The organism is Polynucleobacter sp. AP-Kolm-20A-A1 (assembly GCF_018688315.1).
Lineage (GTDB): Bacteria > Pseudomonadota > Gammaproteobacteria > Burkholderiales > Burkholderiaceae > Polynucleobacter.
Window position 1 is genome coordinate 144,857 of sequence record NZ_CP061315.1, and the last position, 19,350, is coordinate 164,206.

The 19,350-nt window shown below is 46.4% G+C and carries 17 protein-coding genes; 14 read left to right on the forward strand and 3 right to left on the reverse strand.

Annotation, left to right across the window (positions count from 1 at the left end):
- Positions 1-28: 28 nt before the first annotated feature.
- From bioD to bioA, 3 genes are read right to left on the reverse strand one after another with little or no spacing between them, the layout of a single operon-like run.
- Positions 29-748, reverse strand: a complete 720-nt coding sequence (bioD, locus tag C2745_RS00830; protein WP_215384470.1) for a dethiobiotin synthase — start codon at positions 746-748, stop codon at positions 29-31.
- Entirely contained in the window at positions 745-1,977 is a 1,233-nt protein-coding gene (locus tag C2745_RS00835) for an 8-amino-7-oxononanoate synthase (protein WP_215384471.1), read from the reverse strand. The genes bioD and C2745_RS00835 overlap by 4 nt, the downstream gene beginning before the upstream one ends.
- Positions 1,974-3,320: an adenosylmethionine--8-amino-7-oxononanoate transaminase gene (gene bioA, locus C2745_RS00840; RefSeq protein WP_215384472.1), complete on the reverse strand. Its 1,347-nt coding sequence runs from the start codon at positions 3,318-3,320 to the stop codon at positions 1,974-1,976. The genes C2745_RS00835 and bioA overlap by 4 nt, the downstream gene beginning before the upstream one ends.
- An 89-nt stretch (positions 3,321-3,409) precedes the next feature.
- Between bioA and bioB the strand changes: the two genes are divergently transcribed.
- From bioB to C2745_RS00910, 14 genes are all read left to right on the forward strand, one after another.
- On the forward strand, positions 3,410-4,447 hold the full coding sequence (gene bioB / locus C2745_RS00845) for a biotin synthase BioB (RefSeq protein ID WP_215384473.1): 1,038 nt from the start codon (positions 3,410-3,412) through the stop codon (positions 4,445-4,447).
- An 11-nt stretch (positions 4,448-4,458) separates the two neighbouring features.
- Positions 4,459-5,088, forward strand: coding sequence for a 2-polyprenyl-3-methyl-6-methoxy-1,4-benzoquinone monooxygenase (gene coq7, locus C2745_RS00850; RefSeq protein WP_371742990.1), 630 nt, complete (start codon positions 4,459-4,461; stop codon positions 5,086-5,088).
- Between the two features lie 271 nt (positions 5,089-5,359).
- Positions 5,360-5,788, forward strand: a complete 429-nt coding sequence (gene mraZ / locus C2745_RS00855) for a division/cell wall cluster transcriptional repressor MraZ (protein ID WP_215385547.1) — start codon at positions 5,360-5,362, stop codon at positions 5,786-5,788.
- Positions 5,789-5,800: 12 nt separating this feature from the next.
- Positions 5,801-6,751, forward strand: coding sequence for a 16S rRNA (cytosine(1402)-N(4))-methyltransferase RsmH (gene rsmH, locus C2745_RS00860; RefSeq protein WP_215384474.1), 951 nt, complete (start codon positions 5,801-5,803; stop codon positions 6,749-6,751).
- Positions 6,748-7,014, forward strand: a complete 267-nt coding sequence (gene ftsL / locus C2745_RS00865) for a cell division protein FtsL (RefSeq protein WP_068320283.1) — start codon at positions 6,748-6,750, stop codon at positions 7,012-7,014. The genes rsmH and ftsL overlap by 4 nt, the downstream gene beginning before the upstream one ends.
- Complete coding sequence (locus C2745_RS00870) at positions 7,011-8,783, forward strand: penicillin-binding protein 2 (RefSeq protein WP_215384475.1); 1,773 nt, start codon at positions 7,011-7,013, stop codon at positions 8,781-8,783. The genes ftsL and C2745_RS00870 overlap by 4 nt, the downstream gene beginning before the upstream one ends.
- A complete protein-coding gene (locus C2745_RS00875) occupies positions 8,780-10,330 on the forward strand; it encodes a UDP-N-acetylmuramoyl-L-alanyl-D-glutamate--2,6-diaminopimelate ligase (RefSeq protein WP_215384476.1) in 1,551 nt (516 codons plus the stop codon). The genes C2745_RS00870 and C2745_RS00875 overlap by 4 nt, the downstream gene beginning before the upstream one ends.
- Positions 10,330-11,775 (forward strand): UDP-N-acetylmuramoyl-tripeptide--D-alanyl-D-alanine ligase, encoded by a 1,446-nt coding sequence (murF, locus tag C2745_RS00880; protein ID WP_215384477.1) that lies wholly within the window; start codon positions 10,330-10,332, stop codon positions 11,773-11,775. Before C2745_RS00875 ends, murF begins: the two co-directional genes overlap by 1 nt.
- Complete coding sequence (gene mraY, locus C2745_RS00885) at positions 11,766-12,935, forward strand: phospho-N-acetylmuramoyl-pentapeptide-transferase (protein ID WP_215384478.1); 1,170 nt, start codon at positions 11,766-11,768, stop codon at positions 12,933-12,935. Before murF ends, mraY begins: the two co-directional genes overlap by 10 nt.
- A 52-nt stretch (positions 12,936-12,987) precedes the next feature.
- Positions 12,988-14,571, forward strand: a complete 1,584-nt coding sequence (gene murD / locus C2745_RS00890) for a UDP-N-acetylmuramoyl-L-alanine--D-glutamate ligase (RefSeq protein WP_251368413.1) — start codon at positions 12,988-12,990, stop codon at positions 14,569-14,571.
- Positions 14,568-15,839, forward strand: coding sequence for a putative lipid II flippase FtsW (gene ftsW, locus C2745_RS00895; RefSeq protein WP_215384480.1), 1,272 nt, complete (start codon positions 14,568-14,570; stop codon positions 15,837-15,839). The genes murD and ftsW overlap by 4 nt, the downstream gene beginning before the upstream one ends.
- Positions 15,836-16,909, forward strand: coding sequence for an undecaprenyldiphospho-muramoylpentapeptide beta-N-acetylglucosaminyltransferase (murG, locus tag C2745_RS00900; RefSeq protein WP_215384481.1), 1,074 nt, complete (start codon positions 15,836-15,838; stop codon positions 16,907-16,909). The genes ftsW and murG overlap by 4 nt, the downstream gene beginning before the upstream one ends.
- Positions 16,906-18,342 (forward strand): UDP-N-acetylmuramate--L-alanine ligase, encoded by a 1,437-nt coding sequence (murC, locus tag C2745_RS00905; RefSeq protein WP_215384482.1) that lies wholly within the window; start codon positions 16,906-16,908, stop codon positions 18,340-18,342. Before murG ends, murC begins: the two co-directional genes overlap by 4 nt.
- Positions 18,335-19,348, forward strand: coding sequence for a D-alanine--D-alanine ligase (locus tag C2745_RS00910; protein WP_251368339.1), 1,014 nt, complete (start codon positions 18,335-18,337; stop codon positions 19,346-19,348). Before murC ends, C2745_RS00910 begins: the two co-directional genes overlap by 8 nt.
- Positions 19,349-19,350 lie beyond the last annotated feature (2 nt).

The window sequence follows — 19,350 nt, forward strand, 5'->3', positions numbered from 1 at the left end:
TGCAAACCAATCCAATTAATAAGGCAATTTAATTTTTTGGTAGTTGTATGTGCTGTGCAGCAAATTCAAGAGCCTCAATCGAGTAAGGGCTATCAATAGATTTTTGAAATTGTTTTGGTAACGCAGGTATTAAGCCCAAAAAAGGCGCTTTGATTCTCGTCTTTAAAGTCTCAATATTTTCTTGAAGTAGTGGCATTTCACTTGCGAGAGTATTGGCAACCCAGCCGGCAATATTGAGCTTTCTGGCTACCATTGCTTCATAAGTCAGTAAGGCGTGATTTAGGCAGCCCAACTTCATTCCCACTACTAAGATGATCGGAAGGTTCATCTCTTTTGCAACATCAGCCAAGTCCTGAGTCTTATTGAGTGGAATTAAAAATCCTCCAGCTCCTTCTGCCACTACAACATCGCTTTGGCTCTGCACTTTGGCGAGTGCTTGCATGATGCGGTTTATCTCTAGCTCTTGACCTATGCTGGCAGCCACTAAATGCGGTGCGGCAGGCATATCGAGAACGTAAGGACACAAATCTAATTGGCCTGGATTGAGATTGGAGGCAATGCGTAAAGTTTCCAAATCTTCGTTTAAAACTGCGCCTTTGATATCTTGATAAGTACCAGCAACTACTGGTTTGAAGCCAATAGCTTTTTTCCCTTGTGCACGCATTTTTAGAATGAGGGCGCCACTTACCAAAGTTTTACCAACTTCGGTATCAGTTCCAGTAATAAAAAATCCAGTGGGAAAACTCATGATGATTTGCTAATCACTTTCTGCTCGATTTCTTTTAGGGTGCTTATCAATTCACGTAAATCTTCAGTGCTATGGTTTGCCGAAAAGGTAATGCGCAAGCGAGAGCTGCCAAGAGGTACGGTGGGCGGTCGAATCGCTGGGATCCAGTAACCCGCTTCATCCAATAACTTTGCCGCCATCAGTGCGCTGGCATTATTGCCTAGGATGATTGGTTGAATAGGTGTGCAAGAGGGAACTTTTACCCAGTTTGCAAAGTGCATTTCTTCCTGCCAAATGCGAATGAGTTGGTTTAAATGCTTACGACGTTTTGAGCCTGCTTCACTCTCAATGAGATCTAGGCTTTTGAGTAATGTGTGGGCGATAGCAGGTGGAGTTGCGGTACTGTAAATGTATGGTCGCCCTTTTTGAACAAGCCATTCAATGAAAGAGTCTTGTGCGCAAATAAAGGCGCCACTCACGCCCGCAGCCTTGCCTAGGGTGCCAATATAAATGATGCGATCAGAGAAGAGCTTTTCTTGCTCTAAAATTCCATGACCATTTTCACCAAGCACGCCAAATCCATGAGCATCATCGACTAATAACAGTGCATCATGTTGCTCAGTAATTTTTAGTAGCTCTTTCACTGGAGCTAGATCACCATCCATACTAAAGACGCCATCAGTCACAATGATTTTGAGTGGTTTTTTATCAGCTTTCAGTGGCTCAACTAATTCACTGGGGCATGCGTGATCAAAAAGCGTGACTGCAGTATTTGTTTGGGCGCTAGCTAAGCGGACGCCATCAATGAGTGAAGCGTGATTGAGTTTGGCTGAATAGAGGCTAACCTCGCCCCGACCCGCCAGTTTTGCGAAGCCAGTAATTGCGGCCAGGTTTGCCATATAGCCAGTGCTAAAAAATAGCGCGCGAGCTTGCGGGATGTGTGTTGCTTGAAATGAAGCCAGTCGCTTTTCTAGCAATTCATGAGCAATGCTATGTCCGCTAATTAAATGAGAGGCTCCGCTGCCAACACCATACAGCTTTGCCCCTTCGGCTAATGCGCTAGCTAAATCTGGGTGATTAGCGAGTCCGAGATAGTCATTGCTACAAAATGCCTTGAGCTTTCTTCCCGCAACCTGAGTCTGGGTATCGCAAGGCGTCTCTGTAACGCGTAATGTGCGCTTCAGGAGTTGCAGATCTAGATCTGCAATTTGCTCTTGCGCCATGGTGAGGGCATTAAATCGATTCGTCATATCAAGGTCTTATCGAGTGCGTTCTTGATAGAGCTACCCATTTGCATTGCTTCTTCGGTGGTCAAAATATACGGCGGCATTACATAAACAGTATTACCTATTGGTCTGATTAGTGCGCCATTTTCAAGTCCGTTTGAAAACATTTCTCGTGCGAAGATGCCTGGATTCTTGATGCACTCATTCTTGATATCGAATGCCAAAATCATTCCCTGTTGTCGCCAATGAGCAATGCGAGAGTCTGATTTTGCCCATGAGAAAGCATTGGCCAAATCCTGGGAGAGCATCTTATTTTTCTCTAAGACGTTCTCGGATTCAAAAATTTCAAGACAGGCTAAGGCAGCTGCACAAGCCAACGGATTGCCGGTGTAAGAATGCGAATGTAAAAACCCATGACGAGTTTGATCGCTATAAAAAGCACGATAAATTTTTTCTGTCGTCATGCAAAGAGAAAGAGGGAGGTAGCCGCCACTGATACCTTTGGATAGAGTGAGGAAGTCAGGCCAAATTCCAGCATGCTCACAAGCAAAGAATTTACCGCTACGTCCACACCCTACGGCGATTTCATCGGCGATGAGATGCACTTCGTAACGATCACATAGCGCGCGAACTTGGCGTAAATATTCCGGTGAATACATTGCCATTTGTCCGGCGCATTGAACTAGCGGCTCAACGATGATGGCGGCAATGTGCTGATGCTCTTTTTCAAGTAGCCGTTGTAATTTATCTGCTGCTTGCCGTGCAACATCCTCGGCACTTTCTCCAGGTTTTGCTTTACGCGCATCTGGAGAGTCAACCGTATAAACATCTTGCAAAAGAGAGCCATAGGCCTCTCGAAAAATGGCAACATCAGTTACCGCTAATGCACCAAGTGTTTCCCCGTGGTAACCATTTTCTAAGCAAATAAATTTTTTCTTTTGCGCTTTACCATTGAGTTGCCAAAAGTGGTGACTCATCTTTAGTGCAATTTCAACTGCAGATGCGCCATCAGATGCATAGAAGACATGGCCTAAATTACCATTAGTGAGTGCGGTGAGTTTTTCTGAAAGTTCAACAACAGGAGCGTGAGTAAATCCTGCAAGCATCACATGCTCAATTTTTTCTAGCTGCTCTGTGATCGCTTTATTGATGCGCGGATTTGAGTGCCCAAATAGATTTGTCCACCAGGAGCTAATGCAATCTAGCAGTGCATTTCCCTGCTCGTCATAAAGCCATGCACCCTTACCTTTGGCAATCGCAATCAAAGGAAAAGACTCGTGCTGCTTCATTTGCGTGCAGGGGTGCCAAACGGCTGCCAGGCTGCGATCTACTAACGAAACTGGATTTGGATCGGAAATAACCTTCATGTTTGATATTTGACCACTAGTTTTTCCAAACTTAGGCTTGTATCTGTTATGTTTATGGCTTGAATTGACCTATTTTCTGGAATTTACCCATGCTGGACACCCAAAGCGCTGAAAAACCCCTTACCCAATTTAAAACTAAGGCTGATTTGCATCAGGGCGCGAACGCATCTGCAGAGTGGTCAGTAGCCCAAATTGAAGCCCTTTTTGCGCTGCCATTTAACGAATTAATGCTTAAAGCCCAAGAAACCCATAAGGCTTATTTTCCTGAGGGTGATGTGGAATTAGCTACGCTTTTATCCATTAAGACTGGCGGGTGCCCAGAGGATTGTGGTTATTGCCCTCAAGCAGCCCGTTACGACACTGATGTCAAGGCCGAGAAGTTGATGGGCCTCGAAGAAGTCCTTGAGGCTGCTAAAGCCGCTAAAGCGGCTGGCTCAAACCGTTTCTGTATGGGTGCTGCATGGCGTGAGCCTAAGGACCGTGATATCGAAAAAGTGACCGCCATGATTAAGGGCGTCAAAGCTTTGGGCCTTGAAACATGTGCAACTCTGGGAATGCTAGAGGCCGATCAGGCCCAAGCTTTACAGGAGGCGGGGCTCGATTTCTATAACCACAACCTAGACACCAGTGAAGATTTTTATCGCTCAGTGATCTCCACCCGCGGCTATCAGGATCGACTCGATACCATTTCAAATGTGCGCGCAGCTGGAATGTCTGTATGTTGTGGCGGCATCGTTGGCATGGGTGAGTCTCGCGAGCAGCGTGCGGCATTCTTAGCGCGTCTAGCCAACTTGAGCCCTTACCCTGAGTCAGTGCCTATCAATCACTTGGTGCCAGTTGCAGGCACGCCTTTGGCTGAACAAAAGCCATTAGACCCTCTGGAATTTGTCAGAACCATTGCAGTAGCCCGTATTACGATGCCTAAGGCACGAGTGCGCTTATCTGCAGGCCGCCAAGAGCTAGGAAGAGCTGTTCAAGCCATGTGCTTCATGGCAGGCGCCAATTCAATTTTCTATGGTGAGCAACTACTCACTACCGGGAATCCGGAGGCAGAACAAGACCGTGAACTCCTTGCAGAGCTTGGTTTAAAGACAAAACAGAGCTGCAAGGCTGAAGTTTTAGTCTAATTTCTGCCTTTATGAGTCCGATCGACCGCGCCATTATTGAGTTTGATACGGCCTTGCGCTCGATTGTTGGAGGGGCAAATGCAGGTCGCCCAACCCCCGGGTCTGAGGTTGGGGCAAATAATGATCTTGATGCTGCGCAGCGACAGCATGCTGCCGGATTAATGCGCGTCAATCATGTGGGTGAGGTTTGCGCCCAGGCGCTTTATCAATCACAGAAATTGGTAGCACGAAATTCACAAATTCAGGAGATGCTCGATCACTCCGCTCAAGAAGAAATGGATCACTTAGCTTGGTGTGAAACTCGTCTTCAAGAATTGGGTTCGCATACAAGTTATCTCAATCCACTTTGGTATGCCGGATCCTTTGCGATCGGCTTGGCAGCTGGCTTAGCGGGTGATAAGTGGAGCTTAGGATTTGTTGTTGAAACAGAAAAGCAAGTTGAGAATCACTTAGAAAGTCATCTCGAAAAATTACCAAAAGAAGATCAACGTTCTCGTGCAATAGTTGATCAAATGCGCATTGATGAAATTGAACATGGACAAGCAGCAAAAGATGCTGGCGGAGTAGTTTTACCCGAGCCAATTCAGAAAATAATGCAGGCGATGTCAAAGGTAATGACTACGACGGCTTACAAAATTTAAAAGTCGATTAATTTAAATATATTTTTATTTAACTACTGTTTTTAAATACAGTATATTTAGGTATTAATTGGCCTAATAGCTAAGACCTATTCTTAAGTGTATTTTCCAAGCCATTGTTTTAAGTAGCTATTTTATTCCCACCATTTTGTGAACAGACGACGCTAAGTGTTTGTAAACATTAGAGAAATTCCTAAAAAAACTCCCAAAAACACTTGACCCTCTTAGTGCGATCCTCTAAAGTGGGAGGAAGTGTGAAAAAGTGGGGTAAATGGTGTTTCAAGGTGCGTCAGCTCTCAATTTGGATGCAAAAGGCCGCATGTCTGTGCCGGCAAAGCATCGTGACGCCTTGTTGGTGCAGGGCGAGGGCCGAATCACGCTTACCAAACACCCGGATGGCTGCCTACTTCTCTTTCCACGCCCAGAGTGGGAAACCTTCAGGGCAAGAGTTGCTCAGCTCCCAATGGATGCACATTGGTGGCGCAGAATTTTTCTTGGTAATGCAGCCGAAATAGATTTAGATAGCGCGGGTCGTGTTTTGGTGAGCCCAGAATTGCGTGCAGCCGCAGGCATTGAAAAAGAAGTGATTCTGCTTGGCATGGGAAGTCACTTGGAGTTGTGGGATGCAGCAACATACGCTGCAAAAGAACAGGCTGCGATTGCGCAAGGCATGCCTGAAGCACTCAAGCAATTTAATTTTTGATGACAGGGTGCCATGAACATAACTCATCGCCCAGTGTTACTGGCCGAGGCGGTGACGGCGCTAGTCAGCAGCCCGCTCATTCAAAATCAAAACACAACAAACAACGTTTTAGTAGTCGATGGAACTTTTGGGCGCGGTGGTCATACCCAAGCTTTACTCAAAGAGTTGAGCAGCAATGCGCGCATGATTTCATTCGACAAAGATTTGGATGCAATAGCAGTAGCAAAGCAAATCAACGACCCGCGTTTAACGATAGTGCACGACAGTTTTGCGCATATGGATCAGTACGCACAAGCGCAATCAGTCGATGGAATTTTGTTGGACTTAGGGATCAGCTCTCCGCAGGTCGACGAGGCGCATCGCGGGTTTTCATTTCGACGCGACGGTCCGCTCGATATGCGAATGAATACCGACCAAGGTTTAACGGCAGCACAGTGGTTAGAGCAGGCGCCGCAGGAGGAAATCACGCACGTGATTAAGACTTACGGAGAAGAACGCTTTGCATTTCAAATCGCTAAAGCCATTGTGGCTAAGCGAGAAGAGGGCTTGTCGCCAAAAACTACATCTGAATTGGCGAGCCTGGTGGCTAGTGTTGTGCGCACTCGCGAAGCTGGCCAAGATCCTGCCACAAGAACGTTTCAAGCGTTACGCATCTTTATCAATCGCGAGTTGGAAGATTTAGAGTTGGGTTTGAAAGCTGCATTGAATTTATTGAAGCCTGGCGCAAGACTTGCAGTCATTAGCTTTCACTCTCTCGAGGATCGTATCGTTAAGCAGTTCTTACAGGCGCATGCAAAAGTAGAAGTGCCACGTGGATTGCCTGTGCGCGAAAAAGATTTGCCTAAAAGCGCTTTAGAAATCATTTCACGTATAAAACCAAGCGAAGCCGAAATTCTTGAGAATCCCCGTGCTCGTTCAGCGATTATGCGTGTTGCTGAAAAGCGTATTGAGGTGCCAGCATGAATCGCGCAACCTTAACTTTGCTTGCTCTCTTGCTAATTTGCGCACTTTCACTGGTAGCTGCACAGCAACGTGCCCGTAAATTATTCATTCTCCAAGAGCGCGCGCAAATTGAAGAGCGTAAATTAAATCAAGAGTGGTTGCGTCTTGAGTATGAGCAGCGCAACCTATCTAAATCTGCCCGCATTCGTGATGTGGCACGCAATCAACTACGTATGTCCCCGATTTCTCCCGAGCGTACTTTGTATTTGAGGGAGGCTAAATGAGAACGGTGAGATTTTCTACAACGCCGAACTTAGTGTTGCGTCTGCCAATGTGGCGGTCACGCTTAATGCTGTTCCTTTTGTTCTTTGTGTTCATGATGTTGCTACTGCGTGCCTTTTGGATTCAAGGTCCAGGAAATGCATTTTATGAAGCTAAGGGTATCCGCGGTACACAGCGTGAGTTAGAGCTGCCTGCAAGTCGTGGAAAAATTTTGGACCGTAATGGCCAAGTAATTGCTACGAGCTTGGAAGCAAAATCTGTTATTGCGTATAACGATACAGTGCCGGATGATTTGGCTGCTGACAAAGTGCAGAAGCTTGCTAGTTTGTTGCAGATTAGCGAGTCAGAGCTACGCAAAAAATTACGAGAAGAGCGTAAGCAGATTTTCTTAAAGCGTCAGGTTGAGCCAGAAGTCGCCCAACAAATTAAGCAATTAGAAATTCCAGGCATTGGCTTGAATAATGAATACCGTCGCTTTTATCCTGAGGGCGAGGCAATGGCTCACGTGGTGGGCTTTACCAACGTGGAAGATCGTGGGCAAGAGGGTATGGAGCTCTCTAGAGAAAAAGAGTTGGCTGGTCGCCCAGGGCAAAGACGCGTTGTAGTGGATCGTCTTGGCAGAGTTGTGGAAGAGATGGCAATTTTGCAGTTGCCGCAGAATGGTAAAGATTTAAATCTTTCCATCGACAGCAAAATTCAGTTCTTGGCTTACAACGCTGTGAAGGATGCTGTAGAGAAGCATCATGCTAAAGCTGGCGGCGCAGTTGTTTTGGATACGCAAACCGGTGAGATTTTGGCACTTGCAAATTATCCTAGCTACAACCCAAATAACCGTAAGTATTTGACTGGTGAACAGCTTCGCAATCGCGTACTGACAGATACCTTTGAGCCTGGCTCAACCATGAAGCCTCTAACTATTGCAATCGCATTAGAAAAAGGCGCAGTTAAGCCTGACACCAATATGGTGATCGGCGCAAAGTATTTAGTGGGACCTAAGCCGATTACCGATACACATCCTTATGGAAATTTAACTGTTGCTCAGGTTATTCAAAAATCTAGCAATATCGGTACCGCAAAGATCGCAATGAATAGCCTCTCCGCAGAAGAGATGTGGGATTTTTATACTGCGGTGGGTTTGGGTCAGGCGCCAAAAATTGGCTTCCCTGGCGCGGTTGCTGGAACCGTTCATCCATTTAAGAAGTGGATGCCTACTGACCAAGCGCGTATTGCCTTTGGTTATGGAATTTCTGCATCTTTGTTCCAGGTCGCACGTGCTTACACAGTATTTGCACGTGATGGCGAGTTAGTACCACTAACGATTGAGCGTAGTCCCGATTTCAAGCCGGGCACTAAGGTGCTATCACCAAAGACTGCCATTGAGATGCGTGCAATGTTGGAGACAGTTACTGAGCCTGGTGGAACTGCAATCAAGGCGCAAGCAGAAGGCTTCCGTGTGGGTGGCAAGACAGGAACGGCACATAAATTAGTTGGTAAGGGATATGGCAATAAATACCGCGCTTACTTTGCTGGTTTAGCGCCTATTAGTGCGCCTCGTATTGTGGTTGCAGTAATGATTGATGAGCCAACTGGTGGAAGTCACTACGGCGGCGATGTTGCTGCGCCGGTGTTTTCAACTATTGTGAGTGAAACCTTAAATACTTTAAATGTTTTGCCTGACAGTAAGGCAAAACAAATGGTTCTCCAGGATAAGAGTCCTGAAGAAATTCGTACGGCAAATGTACAGCCTCAGCAAGTGGTCTTAAAGAGATGAGGGTGGCATTGAAAATAGATACCAATCACCTGATTGAGCACTTACGAAGCATGGCAAACTCCTCTGCCAAGTTAAGTGCGGATAGTCGCCAGATTGAATCTGGCGATATCTTTTTTGCCTATTCAGTAGGTCATGGAAAAGCGTTGTGTGATAGCCGCCAATTTATTAATGCAGCCTTAGAGCAGGGTGCAGCTGCAGTTGTGTTTGATCCATTAGGTTTGGATGGCGAATTCGCAAATCATCCTTTGTGCTTTGCTGTAGAAGGACTGGCGGAAAAAGTAGGCAGTCTTTGCGCCCAATGGTATGACTACCCTAGCAAGCAATTGAATGTGATTGGTGTCACGGGCACTAATGGCAAGACCAGCATTACTCAGTGGCTAGCCCAGTCGCTCAATACGAATTCACATCGCACCGCAGTGTTGGGAACTTTAGGGGCTGGATTTCCTGGATCTTTGATTCAGACTGGCTACACCACGCCTGATGCTCCAAAGTTGCAAACGCAGCTGAAGGAATTATTAGATGCAGGTGCTGCGCAAGTGGCGATGGAAGTTTCATCTCATGCCTTGCATCAAGACCGTATTGCGGGAACAGAATTTAATTGCGCCGTTTTCACCAATTTGACACAAGATCATTTGGATTACCACGGCAATATGGCTGACTATGCCGAAGCAAAGGCTAAATTATTTCATTGGGCCGAACTTCAACATGCTGTCATTAATTTGGATGATGCATTTGGCCGCGAATTAGCAATGAACCTTTTGGCGAAGGGCGAGGCCAAGGTTTGGGCTTATGCATTAAATCAACAAGCTTTTAATGGTTTTGAAAAGTTTGGTAATCGTTTGCAGCGTATTTATGCAAAAGATAGCGTCATTCATGGCGCTGGTTACGATTCAGTCTTTACTCATGAAGGCGTTGCTGCCAATTCTTTGCATATTCCTTTGGTAGGCGAATTTAATTTAAGTAATGCGCTTGCTGTATGGGCCGTATTGCTGAGTCAAGGCTATACGTGCGACGAGGCAAGCAAAAAAGTAAGTCAACTTACTCCAGTTTTGGGTCGCATGGAGTTAATTCATCTCGGCAAAAATCAAAAGACCGAGGGTGTATTGGCAATTGTTGACTATGCGCATACGCCAGATGCCCTTGAGAAAACATTGCAAGCATTGCGTCCAATTGCACAGCAACGTAATGGAAGAATTTGGTGTGTATTTGGATGTGGTGGAGATCGTGATGCGGGAAAACGCCCTCAAATGGGTGGTGTAGCAGCCCGTTATGCCGACCACGTATTAATTACTAGTGACAATCCGCGCTCTGAAGATCCACAAGCAATCATGCAAATGATTCGTGATGGCATTGATGCAGATGCGCAGAATGTGCGGATGATTGCTGATCGAGCCGCGGCAATTATGGCCGCAATTCGAAATGCTGATCCATGCGATATTGTTTTGGTTGCGGGCAAAGGCCACGAAACAACACAAGAAATTAGTAGCAAGAAATTTGATTTCTCTGACCAAGAGCACATTCGCTTGGCTGCGGGAGGAGGGGTCTGATGTCTGTAATGACCACGCTCGCTCAAGTGCATGCTATGTTGCCTGGCAGCAGTCTGGTGAATATTTCCGCTGATGATGCAAAAGAGTTGGTCCTCAGTAGAGTGGGTACGGATAGCCGTCAAATTGACTCCGGTGAATTATTTATTGCATTAACGGGCGATCGCTTTGATGCGCACGATTTTTTATCGGACGTAGCTCAAGCAGGAGCGGCTGCGGCACTCATTAGCAATGTAGAAAAGTGCCCAAGTAGTTTGCCGGGGGTAAGCGTTCCTAATACACGCATAGCATTGGGTGAGCTAGCTAAAGCATGGCGTTTGAAGCATCCTATTCCTTTAGCGCTAGTGACTGGCAGTAACGGTAAAACTACCGTTAAAGAAATGATTGCCTCTATTTTTAAAGCAGCCGTTGGTGAAGATAAGACCTTGGTTACTAAAGGTAATTTGAATAACGATATAGGGCTGCCTCTCACGATACTAAAGTTAAGCGCCAGTGATCGTCTTGCCGTGGTGGAGTTAGGAATGAACCATCCTGGCGAGACAGCTCAGTTAGCTGGAATCGCACAAGCCAATATTGCCTTGATTAATAATGCCCAGAGAGAGCACCAGGAGTTTATGGCAACAGTAGCCGCTGTTGCAGAAGAGCATTCCGATGCAATACGCGCCTTACCAAAAGATGGTGTTGCTGTATTCCCGGCTGAGTCAGAGTTTGCAAATGTATGGCGTACAGCTGCTGCTGGTCGCAAGGCTCTCGACTTTATTTTGTTATCTAGCCAAGTCAATACAAAGGCAGCTGTTACTGGACAACTTTTAAGCAATGGTCATGTGCAAGTTCAAGCAGAGCAGGGGACAGTTGAGATTCAGTTAAATACATTAGGCAGCCATAACGTGCGTAATGCATTAGCCGCGAGTGCGGTGGCATTAGCCGCAGGTATAAGTCTTGAGAAAATTAAGCAAGGCCTTGAATCATTCGCTCCAGTCAATGGCCGCATGCAAGCCAAGAAGATTGATCCTAATCACACCTTAATTGACGATAGTTACAACGCTAATCCAGACTCGGTAAGGGCCGCAATTGATGCACTAAAGCAGTCTGGCAATCCATCTTGGTTGGTATTAGGAGATATGGGCGAAGTTGGTAATCAGGGCCCAGAGTTTCATCGCGAAGTGGGCGCTTACGCTGCGGAGCAAGGCATCTCTAAATTATTTGCGCTTGGTGAGCAATGCCAATTTGCGATTCGTGGATTTGATGAGGCTAAGAAGCCTTCTGCATCTTCAAGTGCAAAGCATTTCTCAGATATGGATAGTCTGATCGTGCAAGTAAGAGATGCATTTCATGCACAGTCTAGTGGCAGCAGTCAGCATTTGAATATTTTGGTTAAAGGTTCGCGATTTATGCGCATGGAGCGTGTAGTACAGGCCTTATTAGAGGAGGCTAAAACATGCTCTTGATGTTGGCGCAATGGCTGCAGGATGATTTCGGATTTTTCCGGGTATTTAACTACATCACTTTTAGAGCGGTGATGGCAACAGTGACTGCGCTATTAATTGGTTTGGCTGCGGGCCCATGGGTTATTCGCAAATTGGCTGCATTAAAGATGGGCCAAGCAGTGCGAACTGATGGACCGCAAACTCACTTAGTGAAATCTGGCACCCCAACAATGGGTGGCGTATTGATTTTGATCGGCATCTTTATCTCCTGCATGTTGTGGGCTGACCTCAGCAATAGATTTATTTGGATTGTGATGATCGTCACATTTGGATTTGGTTTGGTGGGTTGGGTGGATGACTACCGTAAGGTTGTTTACAAAGACCCTAAAGGCATGGCATCAAGAGAAAAATTCTTTTGGCAAACCTTGATTGGTTTGTTTGCGGCAATTTATCTGGCCTTCTCTGTTTCCGAGGTGAATAACCTCAAGGTATTACAGCTTTTCTATGAATGGTTGAAGAGTGGTTTTGCATTGGATCTTCCAGCAAAAACCAATCTACTTTTGCCTTTTATGAAAGAGGTTAGCTACCCATTGGGTGTGATGGGCTTCATTATTTTGAGTTACCTGGTAATTGTTGGCAGCAGTAATGCGGTTAATTTGACTGATGGTCTAGATGGCTTGGTCATCATGCCGGTGATTTTGGTGGGCGCTGCATTGGGTGCATTTGCTTATGTCATGGGTAATGCTATTTACGCAAAGTATCTTTTGTTCCCGTATATTCCTGGCGCCGGTGAATTGATGATCTTCTGCGGCGCGATGGGTGGTGCGGGCCTGGCATTCCTTTGGTACAACACTCACCCAGCACAAGTATTTATGGGTGATGTCGGTGCGCTTGCATTAGGCGGCGCACTCGGAACCATTGCCGTTATTGTTCGCCAAGAAATAGTGCTCTTTGTTATGGGTGGAATTTTCGTTGCCGAAACAGTTTCAGTGATGTTGCAAGTTTTTTGGTTCAAGGTAACCAAAAAGCATTTTGGTGAAGGCCGCCGTATTTTCCGTATGGCGCCGCTGCACCATCACTTTGAATTAGGTGGCTGGAAAGAGACTCAGGTAGTTGTCCGTTTCTGGATCATCACTATTTTGTTGGTATTAATTGGTTTATCTAGTCTGAAATTACGGTGAGCCAAAAGTAAATATGCTGATCTTAGAAAATACTTTCGCTAACGCAAGCCTTATGGCTGATGCAGGCTATGAGGCTCCTGCACGCTTCCTTATTTTAGGATTGGGTGAATCAGGTGTGGCTATGGCGAAGTGGTGTTTACGTAACGGCGGAAGCGTTCGTTTTGCGGATACTCGAGATCCAGCTAAATTTTCTGATCGCCAGCATGCTTGGTTAGAGGAGCTAAAGTTTGCTGGATTAAAAGATATCCAGTTTGGTCCTTTGTCTGAGGAATTACTTGGGGACATTGATGTCATTGGCATCAGCCCAGGCTTATCTCCACTGCAGGAGCCAACAGCATCATTTTTAGTGGCGGCTCGTAAAGCTAGGATCGATGTTTGGAGTGAAATTGAATTTTTTGCTCGTGCAATCGCCGCCTTGAGTCGGATGGCTCAAGCTCAAGAATATAGCTACGAGACTGCGGTGTTGGCAATTACTGGCACCAATGGAAAAACTACTACTACAGCGCTTACTGGACAGTTATGCGAGCGCGCCGGCAAGAAAGTAGCTGTCGCTGGAAATATTAGCCCGGCCGCCTTAGAAAAAATGATGAGCTGTTTAGATGGGGCTGATCAGATTGAGGATATGCCTGATATTTGGGTGTTAGAGCTGTCGAGTTTTCAGTTGGTTTATACGCATACCCTTAACGCAACAGCTGCGACGGTTTTAAATCTTACCCAAGATCATCTGGATTGGCATGGTGATATGCAAGCTTATGCAGAGGCCAAGGCTAAGATATTTGGTGATGACACTGTATGCATCCTCAATAGAGATGATGCTTTGGTGATGGGTTTAATTCCTGAGACACAAAGAGTGGAAAGATCGATTGTTACCTTTGGTTCAAATCGTCCGGATGAGCAAGGTGCTTTTGGTATTGAGCATGATTTGCGAGCGGGCGGTATTGATTGGCTGGTATGGGCTGAGGTGGATGAAGATGTTGAGCCTCAACCGAAGCGTCGTCGTAAAACTGCTGCAATTGAAGAAGACGAGCCATTACGCTTGAAGCGCTTGATTCCGGCTGATGCTTTGCGTATTCGCGGTCGCCATAATGCATTAAATGCATTAGCAGCGCTTGCACTAGCGCGTGCAGCTAAGTTACCAATGAATGTCTTGTTGCATGGCTTGCGTGATTATCACGGAGAGCCACATCGAGTTCAAAGCATAGCGATCGTTAAAGATGTTGAGTATGTAGATGACAGCAAGGGCACCAATGTGGGCGCTACTGTTGCTGCATTAAATGGCCTTGGCAGTAATGAAGCCGGCAAGAGAATTTGGTTGATTGCTGGCGGTGATGGTAAGGGTCAGGATTTCAGTCCGTTGCGCGAACCATCATTACGTTTTGTTAAAGGCGCATTCTTGATCGGTAAAGATGCTGAGGCTATTTGTCAAGCGCTTGGTGACAGCATTCCTTGCGCGGTTAGTGGTGATTTGGTTGCGGCCGTCCAGGCTGCTGCTGCAGAGGCTGTATCAGGGGACTTGGTCCTGTTATCTCCTGCTTGCGCAAGCCTCGATCAATTTAAAGATTATGTAGAGCGTGCGCAGGTATTTGCTGCAGAAGTTGAAGAATTAGGGATGCGCTTTGAAGGAGTACAGGCATGAACTTAAAAGATAAATTGTTCCCTGAAAATCGTTTAGGCCTAAATCGTTTTTGGGATTTTTCCAGAGGCGGTATTGATAACTTCCGCACTGGCCTAAGGGATGCTGTTTCTGGTGTGGAGCAAACACGCTCTCGCATGATGGAGTACGACCAATTACTTGTATGGGCAGTTTTATCTTTGATGCTTATTGGCCTGGTGATGGTTTATTCAGCCTCTATTACTTTGGCTGATGGCCCTAAATATGCTAATTACAGCAGCAACTTCTTCTTGATTCGCCACATGATTTCTTTGGTGATTGCAATAAGCGTAGGAATATGGGCTTTTAAGATCCCTACAAAAGTTTGGGATCGCTATTCTCCAGTAATTTTCGGATTTACAGTCCTTTTATTAATTGCAGTGTTAATACCTGGAGTTGGTAAAGGCGTGAATGGCGCTAAGCGCTGGATACCTTTGGGCTTAATGAACTTTCAGCCCTCTGAGTTGATGAAATTTGCGGCAGTCATTTTTGCTGCAAGCTATACCGTGCAGCGCCAAGAATATTTGCACTCCTTTGTGAAGGGCATGCTTCCTATGGGAATTGCAGTTGCTCTAGTTGGTGGCCTCCTAATGGCTGAGCCTGATATGGGTGCATTCGTAGTGGTTGCCTTGATTGCCTTTGGCATTCTCTTTTTGGGCGGAATCAATGCAAAATTATTCGGCGGCTTGATTCTTGTTGGCTTGATGAGCGGCGCAACGATGATTGCGCTTTCTCCTTTCCGTCGTGGGCGCATGCTCGCGTTTATGGACCCATGGCAAGTTGATAACGCTGCGAATAAAGGCTATCAGTTAACGCATTCGCTGATGGCATTTGGGCGCGGGGAGTGGTTTGGTACTGGTCTAGGTGGAAGTGTAGAAAAATTACATTACCTACCAGAAGCTCATACCGACTTCATCATGGCTGTGATTGGTGAAGAGTTGGGTTTTGTTGGTGTGGTTGTAATGATTTTCTTGTTTTACTGGATCGTGCGACGCGCATTCCTGATTGGACGCACCGCCTTGCAATTGGACCGTAGTTTTGCAGGCCTTGCTGCTAAAGGTGTGGCTATTTGGATTGGCTGGCAGGCATTTATCAACATGGGTGTGAACCTGGGGCTCTTGCCCACTAAGGGGTTGACCTTGCCGTTGGTTAGCTACGGCGGCTCTGGAATTTTGATGAATGCTGTTGCGGTTGCAATGTTGTTGCGAATCGATTTTGAAAATCGCATTCTCATGCGTGGAGGGCAGTTGTGACAAAACCCTCGATTTTGGTGATGGCTGGCGGTACTGGTGGGCATATCTTCCCAGGACTTGCTGTCGCTGAATATTTACGGATCTGCGGTTGGAATGTTTCTTGGTTGGGAAATCAATCTGGAATGGAATATCGCCTAGTTAAATCATGCGATTTTCCATTTGAAGCGGTTGATTTCGGTGGTCTGCGTGGAAAAGGCTTAAAAGCAAAGCTCATGTTGCCGGTGAACTTAATGCGCGCAAGCTTCCAGAGTTGGAAAATCATACGCCGTTTAAAGCCAAGCGTTGTGCTTGGAATGGGTGGTTATATAACCTTCCCTGGAGGCTTGGTAACGAAGTTATTAAAGCGGCCGCTGGTATTGCATGAGGCAAATTCAGTGGCGGGTAGCGCAAACCGAGCGCTTGCAAAAATAGCGATGCGAGTTTTGACTGGCTTCCCTAATACGATGGAGCATGCGGAATGGGTGGGCAATCCTATACGCGAGGAATTTGATCGTATTGCACCTCCTGCCCTAAGGTATGAGCAGCGCCAAGGTCCTTTATCTATTTTGGTTGTTGGCGGAAGCTTGGGCGCGGCTGCGCTGAATGAAAATATTCCTGCAGCACTAGCTTTGATTCCCCAAGAGTCTCGTCCGCAAGTTATTCATCAGGCAGGAGATAGACATATAGCGGAGCTGGAAAAGCGCTATGCAGAGTTGGGCGTGCTTGCAGATGTCCGTCCATTTATCGACGATATGCCAACGGCCTATGCACAAGCAGATCTGGTTATTTGCCGCTCTGGCGCAATGACAGTTTCTGAATTGGCGGCTTGTGGAGTGGCGTCATGCTTAATTCCTTTCCCGCATGCAATTGATGACCATCAAACTGCCAATGCTCAGTTTTTATCAGATGCAGATGCAGCAGTTCTGTTGCCGCAGGCATTTTTGAATCCTCAAGACTTGGCACAGATGATTCAAAACCTTAATCGGTCAGACTTAAAAGACATGGCATTGCGAGCACATGGTTTGGCTAAGCCTCATGCAACTCAGCGTGTCGCCGAAGTGTGCGCTGATTGTGCAGGAGTGGGTATATGAAACATATTGTTCAGCAAATTCACTTTGTCGGCATTGGTGGCGCAGGCATGAGCGGCATCGCAGAAGTGCTCTTGAACTTGGGTTACCAAGTTTCTGGATCTGATTTGGCTGAAGGTGCAGTTACCAAGCGCCTAAAAGAATTGGGCGCTGTTATTCATATTGGCCATGACCCTAAAAATATTGGCACTGCTGAAGCGGTAGTAATTTCTACGGCAGTTGCTGGAAACAATCCAGAAGTATTGGCTGCACGTGCGGCAAAAATTCCGGTTATTCAGCGTGCAGTGATGTTGGGTGAGTTAATGCGCCTAAAACAGGGTATCGCTATTGCGGGCACGCATGGTAAGACCACTACAACGAGCCTAGTTGCATCGGTATTGGCTGAGGGTGGTTTAGATCCAACCTTCGTTATTGGTGGAAAGCTCAATTCAGCTGGCGCCAATGCACGCTTAGGACGCGGAGACTTCATTGTTGTTGAGGCAGATGAGTCAGATGCATCATTCTTGCAGCTGTTTCCAGCAATGGAGGTGGTAACCAATATTGATGCTGATCACATGGATACCTATCAGCACGATATGGCCCGCTTAAAACAGGCATTTGTGCAGTTCATTCAACGCATGCCGTTTTATGGCGTTGCAGTGCTTTGTATTGATGACGCCAATGTGCGCGACATCATGCCATTTGTTTCTCAGCCGGTGCTGCGTTATGGCTTATCTGAGGACGCTGATATTCGCGCGAGCAATGTCCGGGCTGATGGTACATGTATGCACTTTACGGTTGATCGACGTACGGTACGTAGACACGGCAACAAGCCAGGTCCATTGAATATCACCCTGAATTTACCTGGCTTACATAATGTTCGAAATGCACTTGCTGCAATTGGAATTGCAACAGAGCTGGGTGTTGGTGATGAAGCAATTACAAAGGCACTTGCCGAGTTTGGTGGTGTTGGTCGCCGCTTCCAGCGTTACGGTGATATTCCTTTGGCCTCAGGCGGCAGCTTCACTCTTATTGATGATTATGGTCACCATCCTGTTGAGATGGCTGCTACCTTAGCGGCAGCACGGGGAGCTTATCCAGACCGCCGCTTGGTGCTGGCGTTCCAGCCGCATCGCTTTACAAGAACACGCGATTGTTTTGGCGAGTTCGTTCAGGTAATTAAAAATTTTGATGCCTTAGTTTTGACTGAGGTGTACCCAGCTGGTGAGGCAAAAATTCCAGGTGCAGATGCAAAAAGCTTGATGAAAGCTGCGCTTGCAGAAGATAAAAATACGAAAGCACTATTAAATTCTGCCGCCGTTGCTTATGCGGCAAATGTGGCAGAGATGCCAGAAAAATTAACTCAAGTTTTAAAAGATGGAGATGTGTTGATTACGATGGGCGCAGGTTCAATTTCTACTTTGCCACATACCCTGTCGGAGATTAAGAATGTCTAAGACTGGTATCCAATTGACCTCTTGGGGTGAGCGTGTAAAGAGTCAGCTATCTGGCTTGGATGTGAAATCCTTTGGTCGCGTTGGCGTATTGTTGGGTGGAAAATCTGGCGAGAGGGAAATCTCTCTGATGTCTGGTAATGGGGTGTTAGAAGCCTTGATGTCAAAAGGGGTTGATGCCCATGGATTTGATCCAGGTTTACGTTGCCCCACTGAATTAGCCAAAGAAAAATTTGATCGTATTTTTATATCCCTCCATGGTCGCTATGGTGAAGATGGCACGATTCAAGGATTATTGGAGTTGTTAGGTCTACCGTACACAGGCAGTGGTGTTTTGGCCTCGGCTTTAGCGATTGATAAGATTGTGACCAAGCAAGTTTGGATCAGCAATGGCTTATCAACACCGAAGTTTGAAGAACTCACCGCCGCCAGTGATTGGAACGCTGTTGCAAAAAATCTCGGTTTGCCCTTGATTGTCAAACCTGCAAACGAGGGATCATCCCTAGGCTTAACAAAAGTGAAATCCGTTGAGGAGCTCCCAGCAGCTTACAAACTGGCTGCGGGTCTAGATAAAAAAGTCATTGCAGAGACATGCATTATTGGTGATGAGTTGACTTGTCCATTAGTTGGTCAAGGTGATGCAGCTGAAGCATTGCCTGTGATCAAAATTATTCCACCGCAAGCAAATTACGATTTTCATAACAAGTATTTCTCTGATGAAACTCAGTATCTTTGTCCGACAGGTCTGGCGCCCGAAGTGAATGCTGCAGTCCAGGACTTGGCGCTAGCAGCATATAAAGCCTTGGGTTGCCGTACCTGGGGCCGAGCTGATGTGATGCTGGATCAAAAAACTGGCAAGCCGTATTTATTGGAGATGAATACCTCACCCGGCATGACGTCCCACTCTTTGGTGCCAATGGCTGCTAAGGCTGCCGGTATCGAGTATGCAGATTTGGTCTTGTGGCTTTTGAGTCAGACCTTGCAGCAGAAAGAGGGCGCTAGCGCATGAAC